We start from the raw sequence: 22503 nt of genomic DNA, 5'->3' as shown, positions 1-22503 counted from the left end.
GGCCGCAAGAACGCGCGGTCACTCGGGCGTCGCGGGTGCTGCCACCGCCGTCGCGACCCCCGTGAAGCCTACAGAGAGCGCGGAGCAGGTGAGCTCCACCTCGACGTCGTAGAGCCCTGCGAGGAGGCTCTGGACGTCCTCGAAGGTCGGCTGATCCCCCAGCCGCGGGAGGACGTCCATGAGCATCGCCTCGAAGTCGTCCTCGTAGATGACGCCACCAAGGACGATGTTCGTCAGCGACTCGGCGGTGATCGTGGCGCTCAGCCGCATGTCACGGACGCGCAAGGAGATGGTCACCGGCCCGTCCGGCGCTTGGTACGGAATGGCCAGCGTGAACTCCATCGCCGTGGCGTGCAGGTTTCCGCTCCCGTCGAGGCTGCCCACGAACGGCGCGGCGAGCGACGCGCCCTCAGCGTCCTCGATCGACACGACCGTCAGGCCGACACCGGAAGTCACGGTCACGATGAGGTCGAGGCGCGTGCAGACGCTGGGCTCCGCGTCGGGTGGGCACGCGAGCGCCGTATCGATGGCCGCCTGCAAGTCCACCGGAGCGGTAGGCGGTTCGAACGACGTCAGCGCCGTCGATAGATCGATCAAGGCGTTGTCGACGCCACCAGGGAAGTCCGGGACGCCGCATGCGTCACCGCGGCGGTCCACGTTGTGCCCCACCGGCACGCCAGCCCAGACGTCCTCGAGGGTCGGGACGTGGAGCTCGGTGATGCGGTACCGAACGGGAGGGCCTTCTACGTCGATGACAATGGGTGGCAAGTCGGGCCGACCCTGCCCCATGTCGACGGACTCGCTCGAGCCACCTCCACAGCCTGCGACGGCGCCGAGCAGCGCGAGAGTCGAGAGACGAAAGGGGCGAAGCAAAGGACGAGTCATGGAGCTCTCCAGGGACGACGGGGCAATCGGATGACAGCACACGGGGGGCCTCTCGAGCCCCAGCTGCATGAACGAACGGACGCCGAGGGCGCTGCGCACGCAGACGAAGGCGCCGGGATGACGCGCTCCCCTCAGATGGCTACAGCATGTCGAACTGGAGACGCCGTGTCGAGGGCGTCCCGAGGGTGGCCACCCAGGGGCAGCGTCTGTCCCCTGCATCGGTGCGCGGACCGTGGGTGTCATCGGATGGCTGGGGGTGGCGGCGCTCGGCTACGTCATCGACCACGCCGCCCGCGAAGTGCACGAGGCGCGGCGCGCCATCCGACGCATTCGACGCGGCCGCTCGCTCCAGTGACGATTGTGCCTCGAGCCGGGAGCTGACATCCTCGGGCGATGGCGGAGGCGAGCATGACCTGCAGATCGGCGTTGGCGTTGGTGACTCTGTGCGCCGTGACGGGGTGCGCCCAGGCACATCCCGTCGAGAGCAGCGATGCCGGGCGGGATGTGGCGGTCGCGGATGCGGCGGTCGTACGGGACGGCTCAGGAGCCGACGCGTCCTTCGACGCCTCGGTCACGCCAGCGGATGCGGGTCCTCCGAGAGACGCGGCCATCGTGCGCGTAGACGGAGGGGGTGGGTGCTATCTCCCCGACACGCGCCCCGACTACCCGCCGCTGCAAGCCGGCTCGTTTTGCGACGTGGTCTGGGTGCACGTCCCATCGAACCAAGGCGTCACGGCCGCCGAAGTCGCTGCGTTCTCCGACCGATTCTACGGCTGCGATGACAATGAGAGCGAGCTGTGCCGGTTCGCTCCCAGCACGACGGCGCACTTGACCGTAGAAGACATGGACCTCCTGTGCGCGGCCGAGGAGGCGTTTCCTCCGCTCGAGTGGACGTGCATCATCTACTTCACGTAGCGCGCGAGCCGGCCGTCGAGTTCGCGCCGCAGGCTTCGACGCCTCCGTCGACGTGATGGCCGCTCGAGGCCCTAGCTCGTCTTCAACGCGCGGTGCGCCGCGTGAATCTGGGAGAACGAGGGGATCCGTGCCGGCGCCCGCACCTGCTGGTACGCGAGGCGCATCTGCACCGCGCGCCGCGTGGGGTCGAGCGCTCCGATGCCCGTGCCGAGCCCTGGGCAGAGCACCGACCCAATCTTCGTCTCGTGGTCGCTGGCGTTGTGCGCACGAACGGCGAGGAGCACGGCGCGAAACGCGAGGTAGGCGTTGACGGTCTGCGCGACGCCCTCGGGGACACGCATCGTCGGGGCCGCGATCAAGAACGGCCAGCTGGCGTGGCCCGTCTCGACCAGCACGGCCGTGCCGATGGGGAGCTCGCCGTGGAAGTCCGCGAGGATGCGGGCCTGCACCGCACGCTGAACCCCGTGCCCCAGCGTGTCGCGAATCGCCGCGTCCAAGCCGCCGTCCATGATCCCGAAGCTGTTCGCCGGGCTCACCATCGCGTCCGCCGGATACGCGAAGAAGTCGCCCTCGACGATGCGCGCTTCCTCGTGGTCTTCGAACGCGGCCTCCCAGGCGCGCACGAGCGGGCCGTGGCGGTCGACGAGGAGCAGCTGGTCGAGGAGGGGGCTGGTGGTCACAGCCGCATACTACCGCGCGCTCCCTCTCGACGACGCCACACTTCAAGCACTCGCGACCAGACGCCCGGGCCGCGCCTCGAACGCGCGCTGCAGCTGGTTCACCCCCGCGAGCGTGACCGTCGTGCGAAGCGCCTGCGCAAACGGCGCGAGGAAGTCGACCGCGGGTGCGACGCCCGCGCAGATCTTCGCCGGGTGTGGCGGCGGCGCCAGCATCAGGAGCCCGGTCAGGATGCTGCGCTGCAGCGAGGCGACGAGCCCCTCGGCGAGGATGACGGTGGACGACGCGTCGCGCCGCGAGTCACCGTTCTTCATGAGCTCCACCATCTTGCGGCGCTCTTCACCGCTCATACGGCTGTCGCTCGGATAGATCACCACGAGCTCCACCAAACGCCCGGGGTTGGCGGCGTACCACACGTCGCCGCGCTGCTGCATCCCCACCATGTCGTCGACCGTCAGGGCCCCTTCGAAGAGGTGCACGCCGAAGCGCCCGGACGCCATGGTCCAAGCCGTCGGCAGCTGCGTGATGGCCTCGAAGTGCATGGAGGGAGCGTAGACCAGTCGTCCGGGCCGGCTCTACTGGGCGATGCGCCGGTCTGGGCGGCTACTCGAGCTTGCGTTCGTGCGACTGCGTGTCTGCCCCGGATGAGCGAGTTCACACGGGAGAGCGGCGTCCACGCTGCGCACCCAGGGTGACACCGACGCCAAAGCCGACGCCGCCCCCGCCCGCGATGGCGCACAACGTGAGGGTGACGGCGGGCTCGAGGCCCAATGCGAAAAGCTCACCGAGCCCCATGCCGCCGCCCCAGCCAAGCAGCCCGCCGCACACGAGGCCGAGGAAGCCGCCCAGACCGGCGAACGCAATGCGACGGAGCATGCTGGACGCTAGCACGCCGACGCGGCCAGAGCGCGAGCTGCGCGCGTGCCCTCGACCTTCCGCGCGGCACGGCTCCAATGCACCGGGGAAGTGCCGCATCAAGTCCAGAGAGAGCCTCGCCCAACACGCGACGTTCAGGAGCACGACCAGCTTCGCATAGACTCGGCGGGCCGAGATGAGTGTCCAAGAAATCTACGCGATCACGCTGCGGAGCGACACGGATGACGTCTCGAGACACTTCGACGTCGCCGAACGCCTCGCCGCATTCGCGCGACTGCCGCTTCGATGGGCAGCCACGTGGACGAGCGGACCGGGCGACAACGGTCCAGTCGTCGTGGAGTTCCCGACCAGAATCGAAGCGTGCGAGGTGCTGTCCGTCGCGGGCGAGGCGATGGCCGTTGCTCGGTGGGACGCGGAGAACGCAGACCCAGCCTGGTTGTCCTTCGCTGGGCGCGATGACGGGCGCATCTACCGCATGGAGCTCACGCGGAACGCGGCGCCGTTCACGACGCTGAGCGACGACCCGGGCCACCCGCACTTCGCGCTCGGTCCCGAGCTCGCGCGCGGGTGGGCGCTCGCGCTCGTGGTCATCCGCGATCACATGCCCCGCGAGGAGCTCGTGCGTCAGCTGGCGGAGGCGGCGGGCGTTCCAATCGCGGCCGTCTCGCACCCGAGGAAGTGACGCGGCCTCGCCACGCTCGTGACCCTCGGCAGAGCGCATCGAGGCTCTCCTCGCGAGCGCGCCAGTCGTCAGCCAACACCTGCATGGCCCTGCGCACGTGTGCCGTCCGCACCACGCAGGTGACGCACGAAAGGCACAGGTCCGTACCACGGAGCTGACGCACGACGCGCACACGTTCACGGCGCAGGCCGCATCTCGCAACGCAAATGGGCCTGGTCCACGAGTTGCAAAAGGACTCGGCATGCAAGTCGACAACCTCGGAGGGTCTCGGTGGTGGGTCTTGGTCGTGCTCGCGATGAGCGTGACGTCAGCGGCGCGCGCGCAGGACTCCCCGGAGGTCCCGATGGTGTGCACGCCCGTGGCGAGCCCCGCCGAAGCGGCCGCGACCCAAGACGCAAGCGAGGCCGCGCTCGGAGCGCCGCCCGCGAGCCTCGTCCTGACGCGGCATCCGCACCGTGGACGGCGCCTGGTTCGAACGGGTGGAACGCTCTTTGGGTTGGGGATCCTGGGGATGGCCGTCGGAGCGGCGGCCGGCGCGTCGAGCTACGAGTCCTGCGCCGACAGCGAAGACTACTGCATCAGCTTCGGGCCCGGACTCGCAGCCCTCGCGGCGGCCATGACGATGTCGCCGCTCGTCATCAGTGGGGTCATCATGATGGCCCGTGGCGCGCGCCTCAATGCCCGGCAACGCCGCGCCGTGCCATCGCTCCAGGTGTCGCGCGGACAGCTCCAGCTTGGGCTCGTCGGGCGCTTTGAACCTCCCCCCACCTGGCGGACACCTGAGATAGCGCGAGAATGCGCAGGAGTGTCCGATGAAGCAGAAGAAACAACCCTCCCTGGCGCGGCGTGCTCGTCGTTCGTTCACGCCTGAATTCAAGTCCGATGCGGTGCGGCTGGTGAAGAGCGGGAAGTCCATCCCGACGGTCGCGCGGGAGCTCGAGCTCACCGAGACGGCGCTCCGTGAGTGGGTGCGACGTAGCGATGCGGACGCCGGGGCTCGTCAAGACGTGCTGACCACGGACGAGCGGCAGGAGCTGGCCCGCCTCCGCCGTGAGAACCGTCAGCTGCGCCAGGAACGCGAAATCCTAAAAGCGGCGGCCACCTTCTTCGCCAAGGAGAGCGCGTGAGGTATGCGTTCATCGCCGAGAAGAAGGTGGCCTTCCCCACCGCCGCGCTGTGTCGCGTACTGGGAGTCTCGCGCAGTGGCTTCTACGGCTACCTGGCCGAGCCCGAGACCGAACGAGAGCAGCGCGACGCCGTGCTCGTGGCGAAGACGCGTGCCGTGTTCGACGAGCACAAGGGTCGATACGGCAGCCCTCGTGTTCACCGTGAGCTCCGTGAGCGCGGCGACATCGTGAGTGAGAAGAAGGTCGCCCAGGTCATGCGCGACCACGGCCTCGTGGCGCGGCGAAAGCGAAGGTTCCGAGCCACGACCGACTCGAAGCACGACGACCCCATCGCGCCGAATCTCCTCGAGCGCGATTTCACGGCGACCGGCCCCAACGAGGCTTGGGTGACCGACGTGACGGCCGTGTGGACCCACGCCGGTTGGATCTTCCTGGCGGCCATCCTCGATCTGTTCTCGCGGCGCGTCGTGGGGTGGGCGACGAGCGCGAGCAACGACCGCTTCCTCGCCATCGACGCCCTGCGAGCCGCCCTCGTCGCGCGCCGCCCTCCTGCCGGGCTGCTGCATCACTCCGACCGTGGCAGTCCCTACGCCAGCGGCGACTACCGCCGTGAACTTGAACGGGCGGGCATCATCGCCAGCATGAGCCGGAAGGGCGACTGCTGGGACAACGCGGTCGCCGAGAGCTTCTTCGCGACGTTCAAGGTGGAGGCCTTGGGCGACCACGTGCCCCGAGACCACGACGCCGCCATCGCCATCGTCCGCGACTACATCGACGGCTACTACAACCCCAAGCGGAGGCACTCGTTCATCGACTACGAGTGCCCCATCCAGTTCGAACTCAAGTGCCAACTCGCCGCGATGGCGGCATAGTCAACCTGTCCGCTCGACGGGGGGAAGTTCACTTCTGACGTTGGTCTCCCCGCGAGCCACGCTTCTACTCGATGGTGTGTCGAGCTCGTCGGTGTCGCACCAACGGGTACCCGGCCATGCTACGGTGGGGGCGCAAGGCGGCGCTCACAGAGTGAGGACTGATGACCATCCACCCACCACGACTCGCTCTGGCCATGTATGCGGCCGCGCTCATCACTGGCTGTGGGGGAGGCAGCACGCCCGTCGACGGCGGACTGGGCGACCCGGTCGCACCCGCCACGTGCGCCATCGACAACGGGGGCTGCTCCATCAGCCCCATGGTGCAGTGCAGCCTTGGCGGAGATGGCGAGGCGCAGTGCGCTGCGTGCCCCCCTGACTATGTGGGCGACGGCCGTGTGTGCACCTCCACGAGCGCGATGGACGAGTGCACGCTGGGCACGCACAACTGCTCGCCGGACGCAACCTGCACCGACACGGCAACCGCGTATCTGTGCGAGTGCCTGGACGGCTTCTTCGGCAACGGCGTGTTTTGCAACACGGGCGAGTGCGCCCATGCGACTTCGTGGGTGCAATACCAGCTGACAGGCTTCTCCATCCCGACGTTGGAGCAAGCGGCTCGTGGCGATGCCGTGGGACACAACGTCGACTACGCAGGCGATCGGTGTGGCGTGGCGGACTTTGCGGGCAACGTCGACAACTCGCTCATCGCCCTCGCGGCGAGCCTACTGGAGGTGACTCCGCAAGATCCCATCGACCTCCACGCGGTGGTGGACAACGCGCTGAGCTGTCCCGCAGACAGTATGAGCTGCATGCCGCCGGACCCGATGCTGTTGGTCGAGTGGGCCGGGAACTGCGCGCTCTTGGAGCTGGTGGACGCGTCCGGGGACACGCTCGCGGGTCCGTTCGTGGCCACCTTGAACGTGGGCGGAGACTCCTTCCGCCAGCGCCTCGGCCGACTCGATCTCGCCATCCCCTACAACACGGGGACCGCATCCACGCACATCGCCGTGTCCATGTCGAACGTCGTCATCGAAGGCACGCTGCGGTCGGACGGCGTCGACTTCGTGGTGGGCGGCGTGCTGTCGCGGGAGGCGCTCGAGTCGAGCGTGTCGCAGCTGCTCGCGTTGCGCGGCGGTGACGTCGCCTTCGAAGACGTGAGCCCGATCCTCGAGGGCCTGTACGACGTACAGCTCGACGAGGAGTGTTCGGCGTTGTCCGTGGGCTTCACTGGGTCGGGCACGCGCTACGACCTGTGACAGCGTGTGGAAGCGCGAGGAAGATCGGAGCCCGCACTCGCGCTCGACCAAAAGCTTGCGCTCACCCCTCAGCTCGCGCTGCGCAGCTCCGACGCGCCCGGGAACGCGACCGAGTACAGCTCCTCCAGCGTCGCTTCCCCCGCCTCGCGGCCCAGCGCGCGCTCGAGGTCGCGGCCGATCTGCGGCATGGCAGCATTCCGCTCCCGACGCGGCAGCGAGTCCGCCTGCGCCCGAGCCAACGTGAGCTCCAGCCCGTGCTCCAGGTCGGGCCCGCTGCCCACGCGCTCGCCGAACTCACGCGCCTTGTCGGGCCCCAGCGAGCGCAGCGCGTGCGCGATGAGCTCGCCCACCAGGTCGCGGCCCATGGTGAGGTTGCTCTCCATGCGGGCCAGGCTCTCCTCGCGGGTGTGCGCGTGCTGCAGCTCGAGGTGCAGGTCCACCAGCACGGAGGGGTACATGGGCAGGGGGATGTGCGCGGGCCCGTTGCTGTGCTCGGTGGGCATCAGCGCGGCCCAGGTCTCGAGCACGTGCTGCGCGCGCCGGTTCAGTGCGGCCCAGTGCCCGCGCATGGCGTGGAAGCGCTTGTGCTCGGCGAGCGGCGCCTGGTGCGCCTTGTCGAAGTAGTAGGGGCAGTGGAACGACCAGTAGATGGCGAAGTCCCACCACAGCTTCGCGCCGAAGATGCGGGAGTGCGGGAAGACCAGGCTGTTGCCGGACAGGGTGCGGTCCATGTCCTTGGCCCAGTGCAGGTAGAAGGCCTGCAGCTCCTCCACCAGCTCGGCCGTCAGCGTGCCGGCGCGCTGCTCGGCCAGCATGCGCGTGGTGAGCGTGTTGCCGAGGCCAATGAAGTCGTTGCCCATGCTGTACAGCGGGTCGATGAAGAGGCTGGCCTCGCCGACGCTGCTCCACCCCTCGAGCGAGAAGCTCTCGCGTGAGCGGTAGGGGTAGTCGCTGTACATGCGGAAGTCCTCGAACTCGCGGTCGGCCACGGCTCTGGCCACGGCGGGCTCGAAGCGCTCGAGCCACGCGCGCATGCGCGGCTCCTTGTTGTAGTCGGTCAGCTCGTGGTGCAGCGCGTCGGTCACCACGCCCACGCTGGTGTAGCCGGTGGCGAGCGGGATGAGCCACACCCAGTAGCCCTTGCCCATGAGGTGGCTGGTGGACAGCCAGCGGTTGTCGTCCACGTCGCGCGCGTGCCAGGCCTCTTCGCTCTTGGGCACCAGGTCGCCGGGCCCCAGCCGGCCCTTCACGCGGAACCAGGCCGAGCTGGCGTGCTTGTCCGCGGGGATGCGCGCATCGCGCAGCTTCTGGATGCGGCGCCCGCGCCCGCTGGCGTCGGTCACCCAGTGGCAGCTGAACTCGGCCGGGGTGCCGTCCGCACGCTTGAAGGCCACGCGGTTGAGCTCGCCCGGCGGCGTGAGCGTGATGTCGCCCACCACGGCGCCCTCGATGAGCGTGGCGCCGGCGTCTTCCACCATGGCGCGCAGGTCGTTCTCGAAGCGCCCGCGGTCGATCTGGTAGCTGTGCAGCACCGGGAACTCGGTGGGCCCGATCTCGGTGCGCGTGTGGAGCGGCTCGCGCCCGCTGCCGCCGAAGAAGCGCAGCCCGTTCTTGAACAGGTGGTTCTTCTCCAGGTAGTCGGCCAGGCCGAGCACCTGCGCGTAGTAGTGCGAGCCCAGCTCCACGGCGCTCTCGCCCACCTTGTGGCAGGCCAGGGGCAGCGGGCGCGCTTGGCGCTCCAGCACGGCCACGGAGGCGTCCGGCAGGGCGGCGCGCACTTGCAGCGCCAGGGCGAGGCCAGCGAGGCCTCCACCGCAGATGACGAGGTCGAAGTCGGCTTGGGAGGGGCGCGCGGAGGCGTTCATAACGGGACTACACGTTAGGCTGCCCGTGGGGACGCTGCAACGAGTCCCGTGGGCTATGCTGCGCGGCTCGTGTCCTTCTTCGAATTCCACCAGTCCGCGCCCCTGACCGTCGCGTTCGCCCTCGCCGCCGGGATGCTGGGGCAGACCGTGGCCCACCACCTGCGCCTGCCGGGCATCGTGGCGCTCCTGGTGCTGGGGGTGGCCTTCGGGCCCGACGGAGCCAACTTGGTGCAGCCCGCCCTGCTGGGCGATGGCCTGGCGTCCCTGGTGGGCTTCGCGGTCGCCGTGATCCTGTTCGAGGGGGGCATGAGCCTCGACCTGCGGCGCCTCAAGCGCTCTGGGCGGGCGATTCGGCGCCTGGTCACGGTGGGCGCGCTGGTCAGCATGGTGCTGGGCATGATCTTGGTGGCCGTCGTGCTGGGCTGGGGCTGGCAGCGCTCGCTGCTGTTCGGGACGCTGGTGATCGTGACGGGGCCGACCGTAGTCACGCCCCTGTTGCGACGCCTGAAGGTCAAGAAGCCCGTCTCCACGGTGCTCGAGGCCGAGGGCGTGCTGATCGACGCGGTGGGCGCCATCACCGCGGCCGTCGCGCTCGAGGTGGTGCTCTCGCCGTCGGACCAGGGGGTGCTGCTGGCGGGCCCGGTCATCGTGGGGCGGCTCTTCTTCGGGGTGGCCGTGGGCATGCTGGGCGGCGCCCTCATCGCGCTGCTGCTGCGCTTCCGCGGGCTGGTGCCTGAGGGGCTCGAGACGGTCATGACGCTGAGCCTCGCCGTGCTGGTGTTCGAGGCGTCCAACGCCGTGGTGCACGAGAGCGGCATCGCCGCGGTGACCGTGGCCGGGCTGGTGGTGGGCAACTCACGCACGCACGTGGCGCGCGAGCTGCGCGAGTTCAAAGAGCAGCTGACGGCGCTCTTCATCGGGATGCTGTTCGTGCTCTTGGTGGCCGACGTGCGCCTGGCCGACATCTTCGCGCTGGGCACGGGCGGCGTGCTGGTAGCCGTGGGCACCATCGCCGTGGTCCGCCCCGTGAGCGTGGCGCTCAGCACCATGGGCACCGACCTCACCGCCCGCGAGCGCGCGTTCGTGGCCTGGCTCGGGCCGCGCGGCATCGTCGCGGCCGCGGTGGCGTCGCTCTTCGCCTACGCGCTGGACGCGGCCGAGATCCCGGGCGGGCGCGAGCTGTCGTCGCTGGTGTTCCTCGTCATCGCGGTGACCGTGGGTTGGGCGGCGCTCACCGGGGGCCTCGCCGCGCACGTGCTGGGCCTGCGCCGCAAGAGCGGCGACGGCTGGGTCGTCGTGGGCGGCAGCACGCTGGCGCGCGAGCTATGCAAGCTGCTGGCCCGTGAGGGGGGCGAGGTCATGGCGCTGGACAACGACCCCAACAACATCCGCGCGCTCGAGGCCGACAACGTGCGCTCCATGCAGGGCAACGCGCTGGAGGAGAACACGCACCTGCGCGCGCAGCTGAGCACGCGTACGGGGGCCATCGCGGTCACGGCCAACGAGGAGGTCAACTACCTCTTCGGCGAGAAGACCCGCCTGCACTACCGCGACATCCGCTTCGCCATCGGGCTCAGCAAGTGGGAGCACGGCGTGTCGCCCGAGATGATCGACGACTTCGGCGGCGAGGTGCTCTTCGCGGGCGCAGTGGACGTGCCGCTGTGGAGCGGCCGGCTGGACGCCAAGAGCTGCTCCGTCGCGTGGTACCGCTTCACGGGCAACCGCAAGAGCCCGCCGCTGGGCACGGGCGGCGAGTCCAACCCGCCCTACGTCCCGCTCGTGCTGGTGCACCGCAAGACCGTCGAGCCCATCACCAGCCGCTCCCGCTTCCGCCGCGGCACCACCATCGCCATCCTGGTGGACGGCGCGCGCGCCGAGGCCGCCGACGTGGAGCTGGCCAAGCGCGGGTGGACGCCTGTGGAAGGCTGACGTCCTCTGAGGAACCGGAACCTGGCGTCCGGGTTCATCCACCCCCTCGCGTCGTGCACGCAATAAAGGAAAATACTGTTTCCACAAACGAGCGATTTCGGATACGTTACTTCCTGTTATGGGAAGACAGAGTCCAACCCCACACCCCATGGTCGCTCGCTTGATGCGCGAACTCGGCGAGAACATCCGGTTGGCCCGGCTCCGACGCGGGTTCTCGATGGCGTTGGTGGCGGAGCGGGCCGGCATGTCGCGCCCGACCCTACGCGCGGTGGAGAACGGTGAGCCGGGGGTCTCGCTTGGGTCCTACGCCAACGTGCTCCACAGCCTTGGACTCCACGAGGACCTTGCGCTCATTGCGAGAGACGACGAGCTCGGTCGCAAGCTGCAGGACGCCGGCCTGCCCACGCGACGCCGCGCTCGGAAGCGCGTCGCCGCCTCGGAGGTCGACGTGGGCGGGGGCCCAACGAAGGGCAGTGACGGCGGATGAGCGAGCAACGGTCGATCGAGGTGGTCGCTGACTGGGTGGGGCTCGACGGGCCGACGTGCATGGGACTGCTGACCGCTACGCCGGCGCGCGGCAAGGAGGTGTTCGCGTTCTCGTACGACGAGGACTGGTTGAAGAGTGCCCCGAGGCAGCAGCTGGATCCCTCGTTGGCCCTCTATGGCGGTCCGCAATACCCGGCCAAGAGCCGGAGCAGCTTCGGGCTCTTCTTGGACTCGTCGCCCGAGCGTTGGGGACGCCTCCTGATGCGGCGACGGGAAGCCCAGCTGGCGCGCGCCGAAGCACGAGAGGAGCGCCGCCTCGTCGAGTCTGACTACCTCCTCGGCGTGCACGACGGGCACCGCATGGGCGCCCTGCGGTTCTGCGTCGACGGAAGGTTCATGGACGACAACGATGAGCTTGCGTCCCCTCCCTGGACCTCGCTGCGAGAGTTGGAGCACGCGAGCCTTCAGCTCGAGCGAGAGGGAGTCGAAGCGGACCCCGACTACGGTCACTGGCTCAGGATGCTGATTGCGCCTGGTGGATCTCTCGGAGGAGCCCGTCCCAAGGCGAGTGTCCGCGATGAACGTGGGCAACTGTGGATCGCCAAGTTCCCGAGTCGGAGGGACGACGTGGACATCGGCGCATGGGAAATGACGACGCGCCGGCTGGCCGAGCTCGCGGGTGTGAGCGTGCCCGAGGCGCAGGTGCGCCGCTTCGGAACGCAGCGAGAGCCCTCACGAGGGCACCACACCTTTCTCAGCCGGCGGTTCGACCGCGGCCCTGGGGGACAGCGGCTGCACTTTGCTTCCGCGATGACGTTGACAGACCACGTCGACGGACAAGGTGCGGACGAGGGCGCGAGCTACCTCGAGCTCGTGGACCTGATGGCGAGGCTCGGCGCCCAGCCAGCTGTCGACCTCGCTCAGCTCTTCCGCCGCATCGTGTTCTCCATCTGTGTTTCCAACACGGACGATCACCTGAGGAACCATGGCTTCATGCTGAGCCCCACTGGGTGGGTAACCGCTGCATGGACCCGCTCTTCACGAGATGCGGAGCGAGCCCCACGCTCGGGGGATGAAGAGACTTCAGGGTGAGTGGCCCGATCACGTGCGTGCGTGGCGAGCGAGCGGGGAGACGGCGCGGACGTACTGCGAGGCGCGCGGCCTGAATGTGACCCGGCTCTGGTCGTGGTCGGCGCGGATGCAGGACGAGAAGAAGGCGGCGCGAAAGATCGCGAAGTCAGGCGCGGAGATTCGGATGGCTCTGGTGCGTCCGACGCGGCCGACGGTGACGGCCACGTCCGTGACGCGCGGCACCGGGGTGCGGCTGTCGGTTGGGGCGGTGCGCGTGGAGGTGGAGCGCGGGTTTGACGAGGAGACGCTGTCGCGCGTGCTCGCGGTGCTCGAGCGCCCGGAGGTGGTGCGATGATCCCGGCCGATATCGAGGTGTTCGTCGCGCTCGACCCGGTGAGCCTGCACAAGAGCTTCGACACCCTTGCAGGCGAGGTGCAGGAACGCGTCGGCCGCTCGCCGCGCACCGGTGGACTCTTCATCTTCTTCAACCGTCGGCGCACCGCCCTCAAGGCGATTTTCGCGGACGGCACGGGCCTTTGCATCTTCTACAAGCGCCTCGACCGTGGACGCTTCCAGCTCCCCGAGCCCATCGACGAAGGACGCGTGGTGGAGCTGAGCGAGGACCAGCTGGACGTGCTGCTAGACGGCATAGAGCTGCCTCCTCCGCGCGCGCGTGCGAAGCGCAACACCACTCCGTCGGTGCATTGATCCGATAGCGTGCGCGTGCGTGAAGAATCTCGGATCTGGCTATGGACAAGCGGGATCCTAGATCCTATGAGTCGACCCAGCGATGGCGACGAAGGCAGACCTCGAGTCGTTGACCGGAGAGCGCGGCGAGCTCGTGGACAAGCTCGTGGCCGCGCTCGCGGAGCGCAACGCCGAACTCGCCGCACGCGACGCTGAGCTTGCCGCACGCGACGCGGCACTTGCTGCGCGCGAGGCCAAGCTCGATGCCGCAGCGGCGCAGATTGCCAAGCAGGCGGCGCAGTACGAGGCGCTGCGCGAGGCGTACATGCAGCTGCAGCTGGAGCTGAAGCTACTCAAGCGCAAGATCTTCATCGCGTCCGCAGAGCGTGCAGACACCACGCAGCTGCAGCTCGAGTTCGAGACGCTGACGCAGAAGTTGGACGCGCTCGCGGGTGCCATGGGCAACCCGTCCGAGAGCGACGATGACCCGAGCGATGAGAGCGGTGACAGCAACGACCCGGAGGCGAAGAAGAAGCGCCGGTCGAAGTCCACCGGGCGTCGTCGGGTAGAGGAGATGGGGCTGCGCAAGGAGACCGTGTCGCTGACGGATCCACACATGGAGAAGCTCGTTGACGACGGGCTAGCCCGTCGCCTGCCGGAGCCAGAGGCCAGCCACAAGCTCGGACGCAAGCCCGCCGAGTACATCCACGTCGAGATCCTCCGTACGACCTACGCCACGCTCCCTGACGAGAACGGGCGCACCGAGTTGTTCACGGCGGACATGCCGCCCGAGCTGCTGCCGCGCTGCCTCGCGGCGCCGTCGGTGCTGGCGGAGGTCATCACCGACAAGTTCAGCAAAGGCCTCCCGCTCTACCGTCAGGAGCAGGAGCTGCTCTTCGAGAGCGTCTCGCTCGACCGGGGCACGATGAGCCGCTGGCTCGACCAACTCGGCTCGCGCTTCAACGAGACCATCGTCGCCGCCATGGAGCGGGACGCGTTGATGAGCGCGTTCTGCATCGCCACCGACGCCACGGGCTTCGCGGTGCAACCGGGCAAGCTCGACGACGGCCCACGGCGGCCCTGTCGCAAGGGCCACTACTTCGTGCGCATCGCGGACCGCGACCACATCCTGTTCAACTTCACGGAGCGCCAGCGCAGCGAAGACGTCGTCACGCTGTTCAAAGGCTACGGCGGTCACATCCAGGCCGACGCGTGTAGCGTGTACAACGCGCTCTTTCGCCCGGCGGATCCCGACGCGCCCGACGACGAGTTGCCCACCGAGGTGGGGTGTTGGTCGCATGCGCGGAGAAAGTTCTTCGAAGCCGCGTTCGCAAAGCTGGCGATAGGGCGCGAGGGGCTTGTGTACCTGCACAAGATCTTCGAGGTCGAGCGGCGTTGCCGTGCCGGCAAGCCTCCCCCGTCCACAGTCAAGGCGCGGCGCCTGCAGCACCTCGCGCCCTTGATCGACGAGTTCGTCGACTTCGCGAAGCAGCACTACGAGCGCGAGAAGAAGCGCCGCGGCCCCGCCCGCGCTGCGCTGGGGTACGTCGTCCGTCAGGAGGGTCCTCTCCGTGCAGTGCTCGCTGACGGACGGCTGCGCATCGACAACAACTGGAGCGAACGCGAGCTGCGGAAGGTGGTCCGCATCCGCGACGCAGCCCTGTTCGCCGGGAGCACCAAGCACGCCGAGAACGCCGGGGCGCACCTCACGCTCATCGCCTCCGCCAAGCTCCACCACCTGAACCCCCGCGAGTACATCCGTGACCTGATCCGCGTCCTCCCCTGCTGGCCCGAGGACCGCTACCTCGAGCTCGCGCCGCTCTTCTGGAACCAGACGCGCGCCCGACTGGATCCCGCCGAGCTCGCGGCCGAGGTCGGATGGATCACCGTGCCCGACCCGATTCCGCTGCGCCGCCCGGGCGAAGAGTCGCCCGCGGAGGACCGCGCCTGAGCGCGTCGAGCTGGTCGCCGGAAGCATGAGCCCAGTGTGAGGCGGTCCTCCACGCTCGACGAGAGCGGGTTTATGCAGCGGTTACCTGGGTGGGTTCTCTCGCCGGCGTATGACATCAACCCGAACCCGCACGGAGCAGGCCTCGCGCTGAACATCTCCGAGACGGACAACGCGCTGGACCTCGACTTGGCCCTGTCGGTCGCGAACGTGTTTCGCATCCAGCAGCGGCAAGCGCAGCAAGTGGTGCGCGAGGTGGTCGCGGCCGTTCGAACCTGGCGGAGCGCCGCCGGCGAGGCCGGACTCAGCCCGACGGCGCAGGACGGAATGCAGCGAGCGTTCCGCGTCGCCGACACGTGGCGGGACCGGTAACGGCTCGCGTCACGCTTGCGGCGACGACGGGAACAGCTTGTTCTGCTTGTGCACGTAGCGCTTGGGCTTCCAGAACGCGAGCCACATCACCCGCGTGACGCCGTCGTCCTGCCACGCGTCGCCCACGCGCTCCTGCACCGTCCAGGTGGTCGGCGTTCCGCCGCGGTACGTGATCTGCAGCCGGTACTCGGGCCCCAGACCCTTCGTGACAGCACGCAGCGCCTCGTCCGGGGACGCGAACAGCTCGTGCCAGCCGTCGAACCACACCATGTACTCGCCGTCCACGCACGAAATGCCAACCTCGAACCCGTCCGGACTGACCGGGTCCACGATGATCCCCGCGTCGGTGCGCCGCCAGCTGGCACCGGGCACGGTGCAGAGCGTTTCCTCGAGGCGGTCCAACATGGGCGCGAGCCGGAGCATCGCGGGAGCATGACACACGATGTGGGCGTGGCACGGGCGCTGGTGCGGGCTCTCAGAGGCAGGGGTCCACAGGGTCGCTCGTGAGGGCGCGCCCCGCGAACACCAGGAGGCGCGCGAGGCCGGCCTCCTCCGCCCTGGGAACCGACCTCAAAGTTCTAACGGAGCCACGCGAGGCTCAGACTGCATGCGCTTCGCCACCGGGATCAGCCGGCGCGACGGCGCCGAACTGCGTCAGCGATGAGCGGCGCCACATCCGCCAGCCCGTCGAGCGTGAGCTTTCCTTCTTCGTACATCTTCAGCCATCCGCGACGCTGACGAATGACACGCTCATCGTGTCCCAAGTGCAGTCGCACCAGCATGTGTTCAGCACGCGCGCGAAGCTCCTCGGGTACCTTGTCGGTCAGTACGAGTTGCAGCGACGGAAGGATGACTTCGAACCAACCATCCATCACCTGGAAGGGGTCAAGTAGCTCCTCGGATCGAAGGTTCTGTTTGGATGCGTTGAGCCAATCTGCCGCGAGGCGATAGTTCGACCAGTCGTACGCCCTCGTGCGGTCCTCCGAACAGCTCACGAAATGGTCCACAGTACCTTTCGGCAAGTACATCGCCGAGTACGCACAGAGATCCTTGAATGCCTCTTGCAGCGCTGGCGCGAACTCACTCCAGTAGTCTGGAGGGCGACCCTGTGGATGCCCCTCCAGCCATCGCCGCCCGCGCACACCGACACGCTCTTCGAACCCCTCCGGAGGAGGTGTCGGCTCAAACCGAATCATGGACGTCTTCAGACTTGAGCTGGACCACCCACCGCGGCCAGAAGGGGTCGTGTCCGGCCAGGACTCGGAGCAACTCGGAGTGGATGGCGTCTTTCGTCGCGAGGTTGGCAGGCAGCTGGGAGAACTCGCTCCGCATGTAGGCCTCGGCCGCTTCGATGGCCCGCTCGGCTTCGATGGACCGCCCCTGTCGCAGGCCGAAACTCTCCGACACGAGCCAATTCGCGACGTCCCCTTGTTTGCTCCAAACCTGCTCGCGCAACGCCACGCCGCGGTCGACGAGTTCCAGCGTGAAGAGCTTGTCGCGAGCCGAGTCGAAATACGGCTCGACCGACGCAAGCACAAGTGGGGAGTGAGTGGTGATGAGGCACTGGGCGTCGGGCAAGCCCGCGCCGACAAGACCGCTGACGATCTCGCGCTGCCAGCGCGGATGCAGGTGAGCCTCGACTTCATCGACGAGGAGCACCATGGACTGGGCCGGTTGAACCTTCCTGAGTTCCGCCGCGATGCGGTGCTCGCGCAGCGTCCACACGAGGATGTACGCAAGGCCGAGAATTCGGCGGATGCCAGCGGCGGCATGAATGACCGGCACCTCACCGCCAGGGCCCGCGAGCATGGGATAATCGCGCGCTTCGTCCACGAACACGCGCTTCACACGACGCTGCAGTGAAAGCCCCTCCCCGCGACCGAGCTTCGTGACCAGCGCCGCCAGGACGTCGAAGTCCGGCTCGGTGGAGTCGAGGGCCCAAACCGCGACGTCTCGGACGAGACCTTCACACACTCGGCTGGTCACCTGATTGCGAACGATGCTGAGACCGTCCCAGATCTCGTTCTCACGGAACTGGAACACGTTCGATGTGTCCCACGCCTTCGCGCCAAAGGGGAGTCGGAAGTCCTCACCACTTCGAAGCGGGTCGTAGACAGAAACGCCCCCATCGACGCGCAGGTAGACCACCAGGTCCGAACGTCCCCACGAGCCGCTCGGGCCGGTCCAGCGCGCGTCCGCGAAATCGTAGGAGCACGCGGCCGAACTCGACGTCGTTCCAGCACCCTCGCTCCACACGATGGAGGCGCCCGCCTGCGTGGGGACGAGCCCGCGTCCAGACCACGTCGCGGGCCACGTACCCGTCAGAGCGAACCAGGCGGCATCGAGGAGCAACGACTTCCCGAGCCCGTTGTCTCCCGTGATCAGGTTCAACCGGGACGCGAGCTCCATGTGCATGTAAGGCGCGGGGCCAACGTTTGATGTGTGAAGGGACGCGAGCATCGACGTGGTTTTCGCTTCGATTCCTACCACAGTCCAACACACGTGCGGCAACGGACGTATCGCCTCGCGTGAGGGGGCCCCGCGCCGGAAACCACCCGAACCACCGGCTGCACGACCTCCTGAAAAGGCCGTCCATCGCGGGCCACCCGACTCCACGTGCCCACCCGCCGAACCCGCCGGCCCCACCACCACCTCCAGCGCCATCCAAGTCCATCGGGTTCAACCCACCGAGCCCCACCCGCCCCCACCTCCCAGCGCCAAGACCGTCCATCGGGTTCAACCCACCGAGCCCTGCGCGCCCCGACCACACGCGACCGCCGGGCGGGGCGAGCCCCAGCAAGGGGGTTGGGGGGACCGAGAAAGCAAACGAAGTGCAGCTTTCTCCGGGGGCCCCGCAGGGAGCGCCTGCGCGACCGGCCCCTTGCTGGGGCTCGCCCCGCCCCGCCACGCCCGCGCCACCGTCTCGCCCGCAAACAGCCCGGAGGACAGGCCCCACCCAATGGACGGTCGCCACGGCGCACGCTAAGACTCCCCTCGTCCCCTACTCCTCAGGAGAGAACGCTCATGCCCAAGGTCGACGTCGCCATCCTCGGTGGTGGCCTGGCTGGTAATTTGCTCGCTCTGCAGCTGCGCAAGCACACCCCCTCTGTCTCGGTCGCCGTGTTCGAGAAGAACATCGAGCGGGGCTACAAGGTGGGGGAGTCCACGGTCGAGGTAGCCACCCACTATCTCATCCGGCGCATGGGTTTGTCTACCTACACCTACAAGGAGCACCTGCCCAAGAACGGCCTGCGCTTCTTCTTCGACACGCCCGAGCGGGACTCACAGCTCACGGACATGAGCGAGATCGGCGTGGACGCGCTCCCGCCCTACCCCAGCTTCCAGCTGGACCGCGCCCGGCTCGAGCGCGACCTGATCGAGATGAACCGCGCCGCCGGCGTGGACATGCACCTGCCCGCCGAGGTCAGCGACCTGCAGCTCTCGAGCGACGGCGGGCTGCACCGCTTCCAGGTGAAGGAAGACCGCGCCGGTGTCCCCGAGTCGAGCACGTGGGAGGCGCGCTGGGTGGTCGACACCACCGGTCGGCCGGGCCTCGTGGCCAAGGCGCGCGACCTGCGCATCCCCGAGCCCAGTCACCACATCGCGGCCAGCTGGGCGCGCATGACGGGCGTGCTCGACATGGACGCCATCCACGCGCCCGAGTGGCAGCGCCGCGCGCGCTGGACCAGCCGCATGCTGTCCACCACGCACTTCATGTACGAGGGCTACTGGATCTGGTTCATCCCATTGCGGGAGGGCATCACCTCGGTCGGCATCGTCACCGACAAGAGCCAGTGGGACCGCGGCATGGCGCGCGAGGAGGGCTTCCGCGCCTTTATCAACAAGCACGCGGCCCCGGGCGCCATGATCGCGGACGCGAAGATGATCGACATCGGCGCGTACAACCAGCTCGCGTTCCGCACCAAGCGCTTCTTCTCCGGTGAGGAGCGCTGGGCCTGCGTGGGCGACTCGGCGGCCTTCACCGACCCGTTCTACAGCCCCGGCAGCGACTTCATCGCCATCGAGAACGACTTCGTCGCGGACCTCATCACGCGCGACCACGCGGGCGAGAGCGGCGAGGCCGTCAGCACGCGCGCGGACCTCTACGACGCGTTCATCAAGTACCGCTTCGAGACGACCATGGCCATCTACGACGGTCTCTACGAGACCTTCGGCAGCTACGAGCTGTTCCGCGCCAAGATCTTCTTCGACACGGCGCTCTACTACAACCTCATCTTCGACGCGTACACCTGCGACCTGCACCTGGACGAGAAGTGGCTGCGCGGGGAGCTGCGCCGCAAGGAGTGGGGCCTGCAGACCATGCAGAACTTCCGCGCCCTGTTCCGCCGCTGCGCCCAGGAGCTGCGTGAGCGCGGGCAGTACCACGCCGGCAACCAGGGCAAGTACTCGCTCGACGGGCGCAGCACCTTCGGCGTGCTCGAGCCGGTGGGCTACCCGCGCAAGCGCCGCCAGGTCAACGCGCGCAGTGAAGAGGTGTTCGGGCGCACGCAGAAGATGCTGCGCGAGATCTTCGCGGAGGACACCGCGTTCTTGGACGAGGTGCTGAAGGGCGAGCGCGACATGTTCGACGCGTGGACCCAGCTCGGGACGGACGAAGAATGAGCGCACGCGCGGACGCACAGCGGGTGGTGGTGACGGGCATGGGCGTCACCTCGCCCATCGGGCACTCGGTGGACGAGTCGGTGGCGTCGCTGCGCGCGCTGCGCGGCGGCATCCGTTTCATGCCCGAGTGGGACAAGGTCACCGACATGCTGGGCCGCCTCGGCGCCACGGTGGAAGGGCTCGACTTCGAGGCGCTGTACTCGCGCAAGAAGCGCCGCACCATGGGCCGCGTCGCCATGCTGGCGGTGCACGCCGCCGAACAGGCCGTTTCGCAGGCAGGCCTCGGCCCTGACGTGCTGCGCACCCCGCGCGTGGGCGTGGCCTTCGGCAGCACCAGCGGGTCGGGCGCGGAGACCGAGGCGTTCAGCATGCCGCTGGTCACCAACAACAACATGAAGGGGCTCGAGTCCAACTCGTACTTCCGCCTCATGACGCACACCTGCGCGGTGAATGTGGGGCACGCCTTCCGCGTCCAGGGCCGCGTGGAGTCCACCTGCAGCGCGTGCACCAGCAGCTCCCAGGCCATCGGCCGGGGCTACGAGCTCATCCGCGCCGGCGTCCAGGACGTCATGATCTGCGGCGGCGCCGAGGAGATGCACTACATGAGCGCGGTCACCTTCGACCTGCTCATGGCCACCAGCCACAAGTACAACGACCGCCCCGAGCTCTCGCCGCGCCCGTTCGACAAGGCGCGCGATGGCCTGGTCATCGGCGAAGGCGGCGGCGCGCTGGTGCTCGAGTCGCTGGCGAGCGCCAAGGCGCGCGGCGCGCACGTGCTGGCCGAGGTGCTGGGCTACGCGAGCAACTGCGACGGCGCGCACCTCACGGCCCCCGACAAGCGCGGCATGCAGCGCGTGATGGAGCTCGCGCTGGCCGACGCGGGCGTGGACCCGGCCGACGTGGACTACGTCTGTGCGCATGGCACGGGCACCGACATCGGCGACGTGGCGGAGAGCCAGGCCACCTTCGAGGTGTTCCAGCGGGCCGTGCCTTTCGCGTCGCTCAAGGGCTACGTGGGGCACACGCTGGGCGCGTGCGGCGCCATCGAGGCGGCCTGGTGCTTGGCGATGATGCGCGACGGCTTCATGGCGGCGAACCGCAACCTCACGGAGCTGGACCCAGCCTGCGCGCAGGGCCTCGACTACGTGACCGAGGTGCGCGAGCAGCGCCCGCGCATCGTGATGACCAACAACTTCGCGTTCGGCGGCATCAACACGTCCATCCTGCTGGGGCCCGCGCCCGGAGGCGACGCGAGCCAGGCATGAGCGAGAGCGTGGGAGACGCGCTCGCGACCCCCAGCGGCGAGACCTCGCTCGGACCCGTTCGGCGAGAGCCCGGGCCTCAGGACCTCGTGGAGCGCGACGACGGTCCGCGCACGGACTCGCGCCTCTCGCAGGGGCTGCGCACTCTGGCAACCTTCGCGTCGTTTGCGATGTTCTTCACGGGCAGCGTGCTGCTCGGGCTGCTGTTCGTCCCCCTCTTCCTGCCCTTCGCGCTCTTCAACCTGAAGCGCTACCGCGCGCTGTGCACGCGCTTCGTGGGACGCGGGCTGGGGACGTTCCTGTACTGGATGAAGGTGGTGCGCCTGATCACGTACGAGATGCCGGTGCCCCCCGAAGGGCTGGAGGGTCGCCCCTATGTTGTGGTGGCGAACCACCCGACCCTCATCGACGTACCCTTCCTGCTGCACTCGTTCCCGCGCCTCACCAGCATCGTGAAGTGGAACTGGTACAACTTCGGTCCGTTCGCGCTGGTGCTGCGCTCGCTGAACTACATCCCAGCGGACGGAGCGCCCACGAAGGGCGCCGCCGAGGACAGCGACACCCCCGCGCTGGACCGCATGGTGGCGCACGTCGAGGCGGGGCACCCGCTGGTGTGCTTCCCCGAGGGCTCGCGCTCGCTGCGCACGGGGCTCCGTCGGTTTCGTCGCGGGCCCTTCGAGACCGCCGTGCGCGCGAAGGTGCCCATCGTGTCCGTGTTCATCGACGTGAACCGCCCGATGCTCGATCGCAGCCATCACTTCTGGCAGGTACCGGAGGGCACCACGCACTTCCGCTTCGAGGTGCGCGAGGTGATCGAGACCGACCCCACGCGTGGTGGCGAGCGCGACGCCGAGGCCATCCGCAAGCGTGTGCGCGACGATCTCGCCGCTTGCTACGCCGGCTGCCTCGAGCGTCGTGCCGCGCTCCGCGCGCTGGAGACGAAGGGTATCGCGACGAACGCCACTTAGG

23 protein-coding genes are annotated in these 22503 nt (G+C 68.5%); 15 read left to right on the top strand and 8 right to left on the bottom strand.

Annotated features, from left to right (window positions below; genetic code table 11):
* Positions 1-18: 18 nt before the first annotated feature.
* Positions 19-885 carry a hypothetical protein gene (locus H6726_21550; GenBank protein ID MCB9660245.1) on the bottom strand — a complete coding sequence of 289 codons (867 nt, stop codon included), beginning with the start codon at positions 883-885 and terminating at the stop codon, positions 19-21.
* 408 nt (positions 886-1293) lie between these two features.
* Here H6726_21550 and H6726_21545 point away from each other — a divergent pair, with 408 nt between their 5' ends.
* A complete protein-coding gene (locus H6726_21545) occupies positions 1294-1800 on the top strand; it encodes a hypothetical protein (protein MCB9660244.1) in 507 nt (168 codons plus the stop codon).
* A 71-nt stretch (positions 1801-1871) separates the two neighbouring features.
* Here the strand turns inward: H6726_21545 and H6726_21540 are convergent, their stop codons facing one another.
* From H6726_21540 to H6726_21530, 3 genes are all read right to left on the bottom strand, one after another.
* Positions 1872-2480 (bottom strand): macro domain-containing protein, encoded by a 609-nt coding sequence (locus tag H6726_21540; protein ID MCB9660243.1) that lies wholly within the window; start codon positions 2478-2480, stop codon positions 1872-1874.
* A gap of 42 nt (positions 2481-2522) precedes the next feature.
* The gene (locus tag H6726_21535) at positions 2523-3020 is read right to left on the bottom strand and encodes a hypothetical protein (protein ID MCB9660242.1); all 498 of its coding nucleotides are present in this window, start codon (positions 3018-3020) and stop codon (positions 2523-2525) included.
* A 112-nt stretch (positions 3021-3132) separates the two neighbouring features.
* Complete coding sequence (locus H6726_21530) at positions 3133-3354, bottom strand: hypothetical protein (GenBank protein ID MCB9660241.1); 222 nt, start codon at positions 3352-3354, stop codon at positions 3133-3135.
* Positions 3355-3529: 175 nt separating this feature from the next.
* On the opposite strand from H6726_21530, the gene H6726_21525 reads away from it, so the two are divergent.
* The 4 genes from H6726_21525 to H6726_21510 all read left to right on the top strand — a co-directional run bounded on the left by H6726_21525 (position 3530) and on the right by H6726_21510 (position 7291).
* Positions 3530-4036, top strand: coding sequence for a hypothetical protein (locus tag H6726_21525; protein ID MCB9660240.1), 507 nt, complete (start codon positions 3530-3532; stop codon positions 4034-4036).
* 241 nt (positions 4037-4277) lie between these two features.
* Positions 4278-4907 (top strand): hypothetical protein, encoded by a 630-nt coding sequence (locus H6726_21520; protein MCB9660239.1) that lies wholly within the window; start codon positions 4278-4280, stop codon positions 4905-4907.
* Positions 4873-6035 (top strand): IS3 family transposase gene (locus H6726_21515; protein ID MCB9660238.1). Its coding sequence is split into 2 segments (ribosomal slippage): positions 4873-5128 and positions 5128-6035, totalling 1164 coding nucleotides; the frame shifts between segments, so codons are not numbered across the junction. The genes H6726_21520 and H6726_21515 overlap by 35 nt, the downstream gene beginning before the upstream one ends.
* A gap of 161 nt (positions 6036-6196) precedes the next feature.
* On the top strand, positions 6197-7291 hold the full coding sequence (locus H6726_21510) for a hypothetical protein (protein MCB9660237.1): 1095 nt from the start codon (positions 6197-6199) through the stop codon (positions 7289-7291).
* A 68-nt stretch (positions 7292-7359) separates the two neighbouring features.
* Here the strand turns inward: H6726_21510 and H6726_21505 are convergent, their stop codons facing one another.
* Positions 7360-9156: a tryptophan 7-halogenase gene (locus tag H6726_21505; protein MCB9660236.1), complete on the bottom strand. Its 1797-nt coding sequence runs from the start codon at positions 9154-9156 to the stop codon at positions 7360-7362.
* Between the two features lie 69 nt (positions 9157-9225).
* Between H6726_21505 and H6726_21500 the strand changes: the two genes are divergently transcribed.
* The 7 genes from H6726_21500 (at position 9226) to H6726_21470 (ending at position 15649) form a co-directional block, all read left to right on the top strand.
* Positions 9226-11085: a cation:proton antiporter gene (locus H6726_21500; protein MCB9660235.1), complete on the top strand. Its 1860-nt coding sequence runs from the start codon at positions 9226-9228 to the stop codon at positions 11083-11085.
* A 118-nt stretch (positions 11086-11203) separates the two neighbouring features.
* A complete protein-coding gene (locus H6726_21495) occupies positions 11204-11572 on the top strand; it encodes a helix-turn-helix domain-containing protein (protein ID MCB9660234.1) in 369 nt (122 codons plus the stop codon).
* Positions 11573-11631: 59 nt separating this feature from the next.
* The gene (locus H6726_21490; protein ID MCB9660233.1) at positions 11632-12663 is read left to right on the top strand and encodes a HipA domain-containing protein; all 1032 of its coding nucleotides are present in this window, start codon (positions 11632-11634) and stop codon (positions 12661-12663) included.
* Positions 12644-12997 (top strand): hypothetical protein, encoded by a 354-nt coding sequence (locus H6726_21485; protein MCB9660232.1) that lies wholly within the window; start codon positions 12644-12646, stop codon positions 12995-12997. The genes H6726_21490 and H6726_21485 overlap by 20 nt, the downstream gene beginning before the upstream one ends.
* Entirely contained in the window at positions 12994-13350 is a 357-nt protein-coding gene (gene tnpB / locus H6726_21480; GenBank protein MCB9660231.1) for an IS66 family insertion sequence element accessory protein TnpB, read from the top strand. Before H6726_21485 ends, tnpB begins: the two co-directional genes overlap by 4 nt.
* Before the next feature lie 82 nt (positions 13351-13432).
* On the top strand, positions 13433-15280 hold the full coding sequence (locus H6726_21475) for an IS66 family transposase (GenBank protein MCB9660230.1): 1848 nt from the start codon (positions 13433-13435) through the stop codon (positions 15278-15280).
* 72 nt (positions 15281-15352) lie between these two features.
* Complete coding sequence (locus H6726_21470) at positions 15353-15649, top strand: hypothetical protein (protein ID MCB9660229.1); 297 nt, start codon at positions 15353-15355, stop codon at positions 15647-15649.
* A gap of 9 nt (positions 15650-15658) precedes the next feature.
* Here the strand turns inward: H6726_21470 and H6726_21465 are convergent, their stop codons facing one another.
* From H6726_21465 to H6726_21455, 3 genes are all read right to left on the bottom strand, one after another.
* The gene (locus H6726_21465) at positions 15659-16072 is read right to left on the bottom strand and encodes a hypothetical protein (protein ID MCB9660228.1); all 414 of its coding nucleotides are present in this window, start codon (positions 16070-16072) and stop codon (positions 15659-15661) included.
* 203 nt (positions 16073-16275) lie between these two features.
* A complete protein-coding gene (locus tag H6726_21460) occupies positions 16276-16845 on the bottom strand; it encodes a hypothetical protein (protein MCB9660227.1) in 570 nt (189 codons plus the stop codon).
* Entirely contained in the window at positions 16832-18058 is a 1227-nt protein-coding gene (locus H6726_21455) for an ATP-binding protein (GenBank protein ID MCB9660226.1), read from the bottom strand. The genes H6726_21460 and H6726_21455 overlap by 14 nt, the downstream gene beginning before the upstream one ends.
* 615 nt (positions 18059-18673) lie before the next feature.
* Between H6726_21455 and H6726_21450 the strand changes: the two genes are divergently transcribed.
* Genes H6726_21450 through H6726_21440 form a run of 3 tightly spaced genes read left to right on the top strand, consistent with a single transcriptional unit; the run spans position 18674 to position 22502 of the window.
* A complete protein-coding gene (locus H6726_21450) occupies positions 18674-20272 on the top strand; it encodes a tryptophan 7-halogenase (protein MCB9660225.1) in 1599 nt (532 codons plus the stop codon).
* The gene (locus H6726_21445; protein ID MCB9660224.1) at positions 20269-21537 is read left to right on the top strand and encodes a beta-ketoacyl-ACP synthase; all 1269 of its coding nucleotides are present in this window, start codon (positions 20269-20271) and stop codon (positions 21535-21537) included. The genes H6726_21450 and H6726_21445 overlap by 4 nt, the downstream gene beginning before the upstream one ends.
* The gene (locus tag H6726_21440; protein MCB9660223.1) at positions 21534-22502 is read left to right on the top strand and encodes a 1-acyl-sn-glycerol-3-phosphate acyltransferase; all 969 of its coding nucleotides are present in this window, start codon (positions 21534-21536) and stop codon (positions 22500-22502) included. The genes H6726_21445 and H6726_21440 overlap by 4 nt, the downstream gene beginning before the upstream one ends.
* The last annotated feature ends 1 nt before the right edge of the window (position 22503 follow it).

It is taken from the genome of Sandaracinaceae bacterium, assembly GCA_020633055.1.
Classification (GTDB): Bacteria; Myxococcota_A; Polyangia; order Polyangiales; family Houyiibacteriaceae; genus JADJJE01.
Note: the sequence above shows the minus strand (reverse complement) of the source record. Positions and strands in the feature narration are given on the sequence as shown.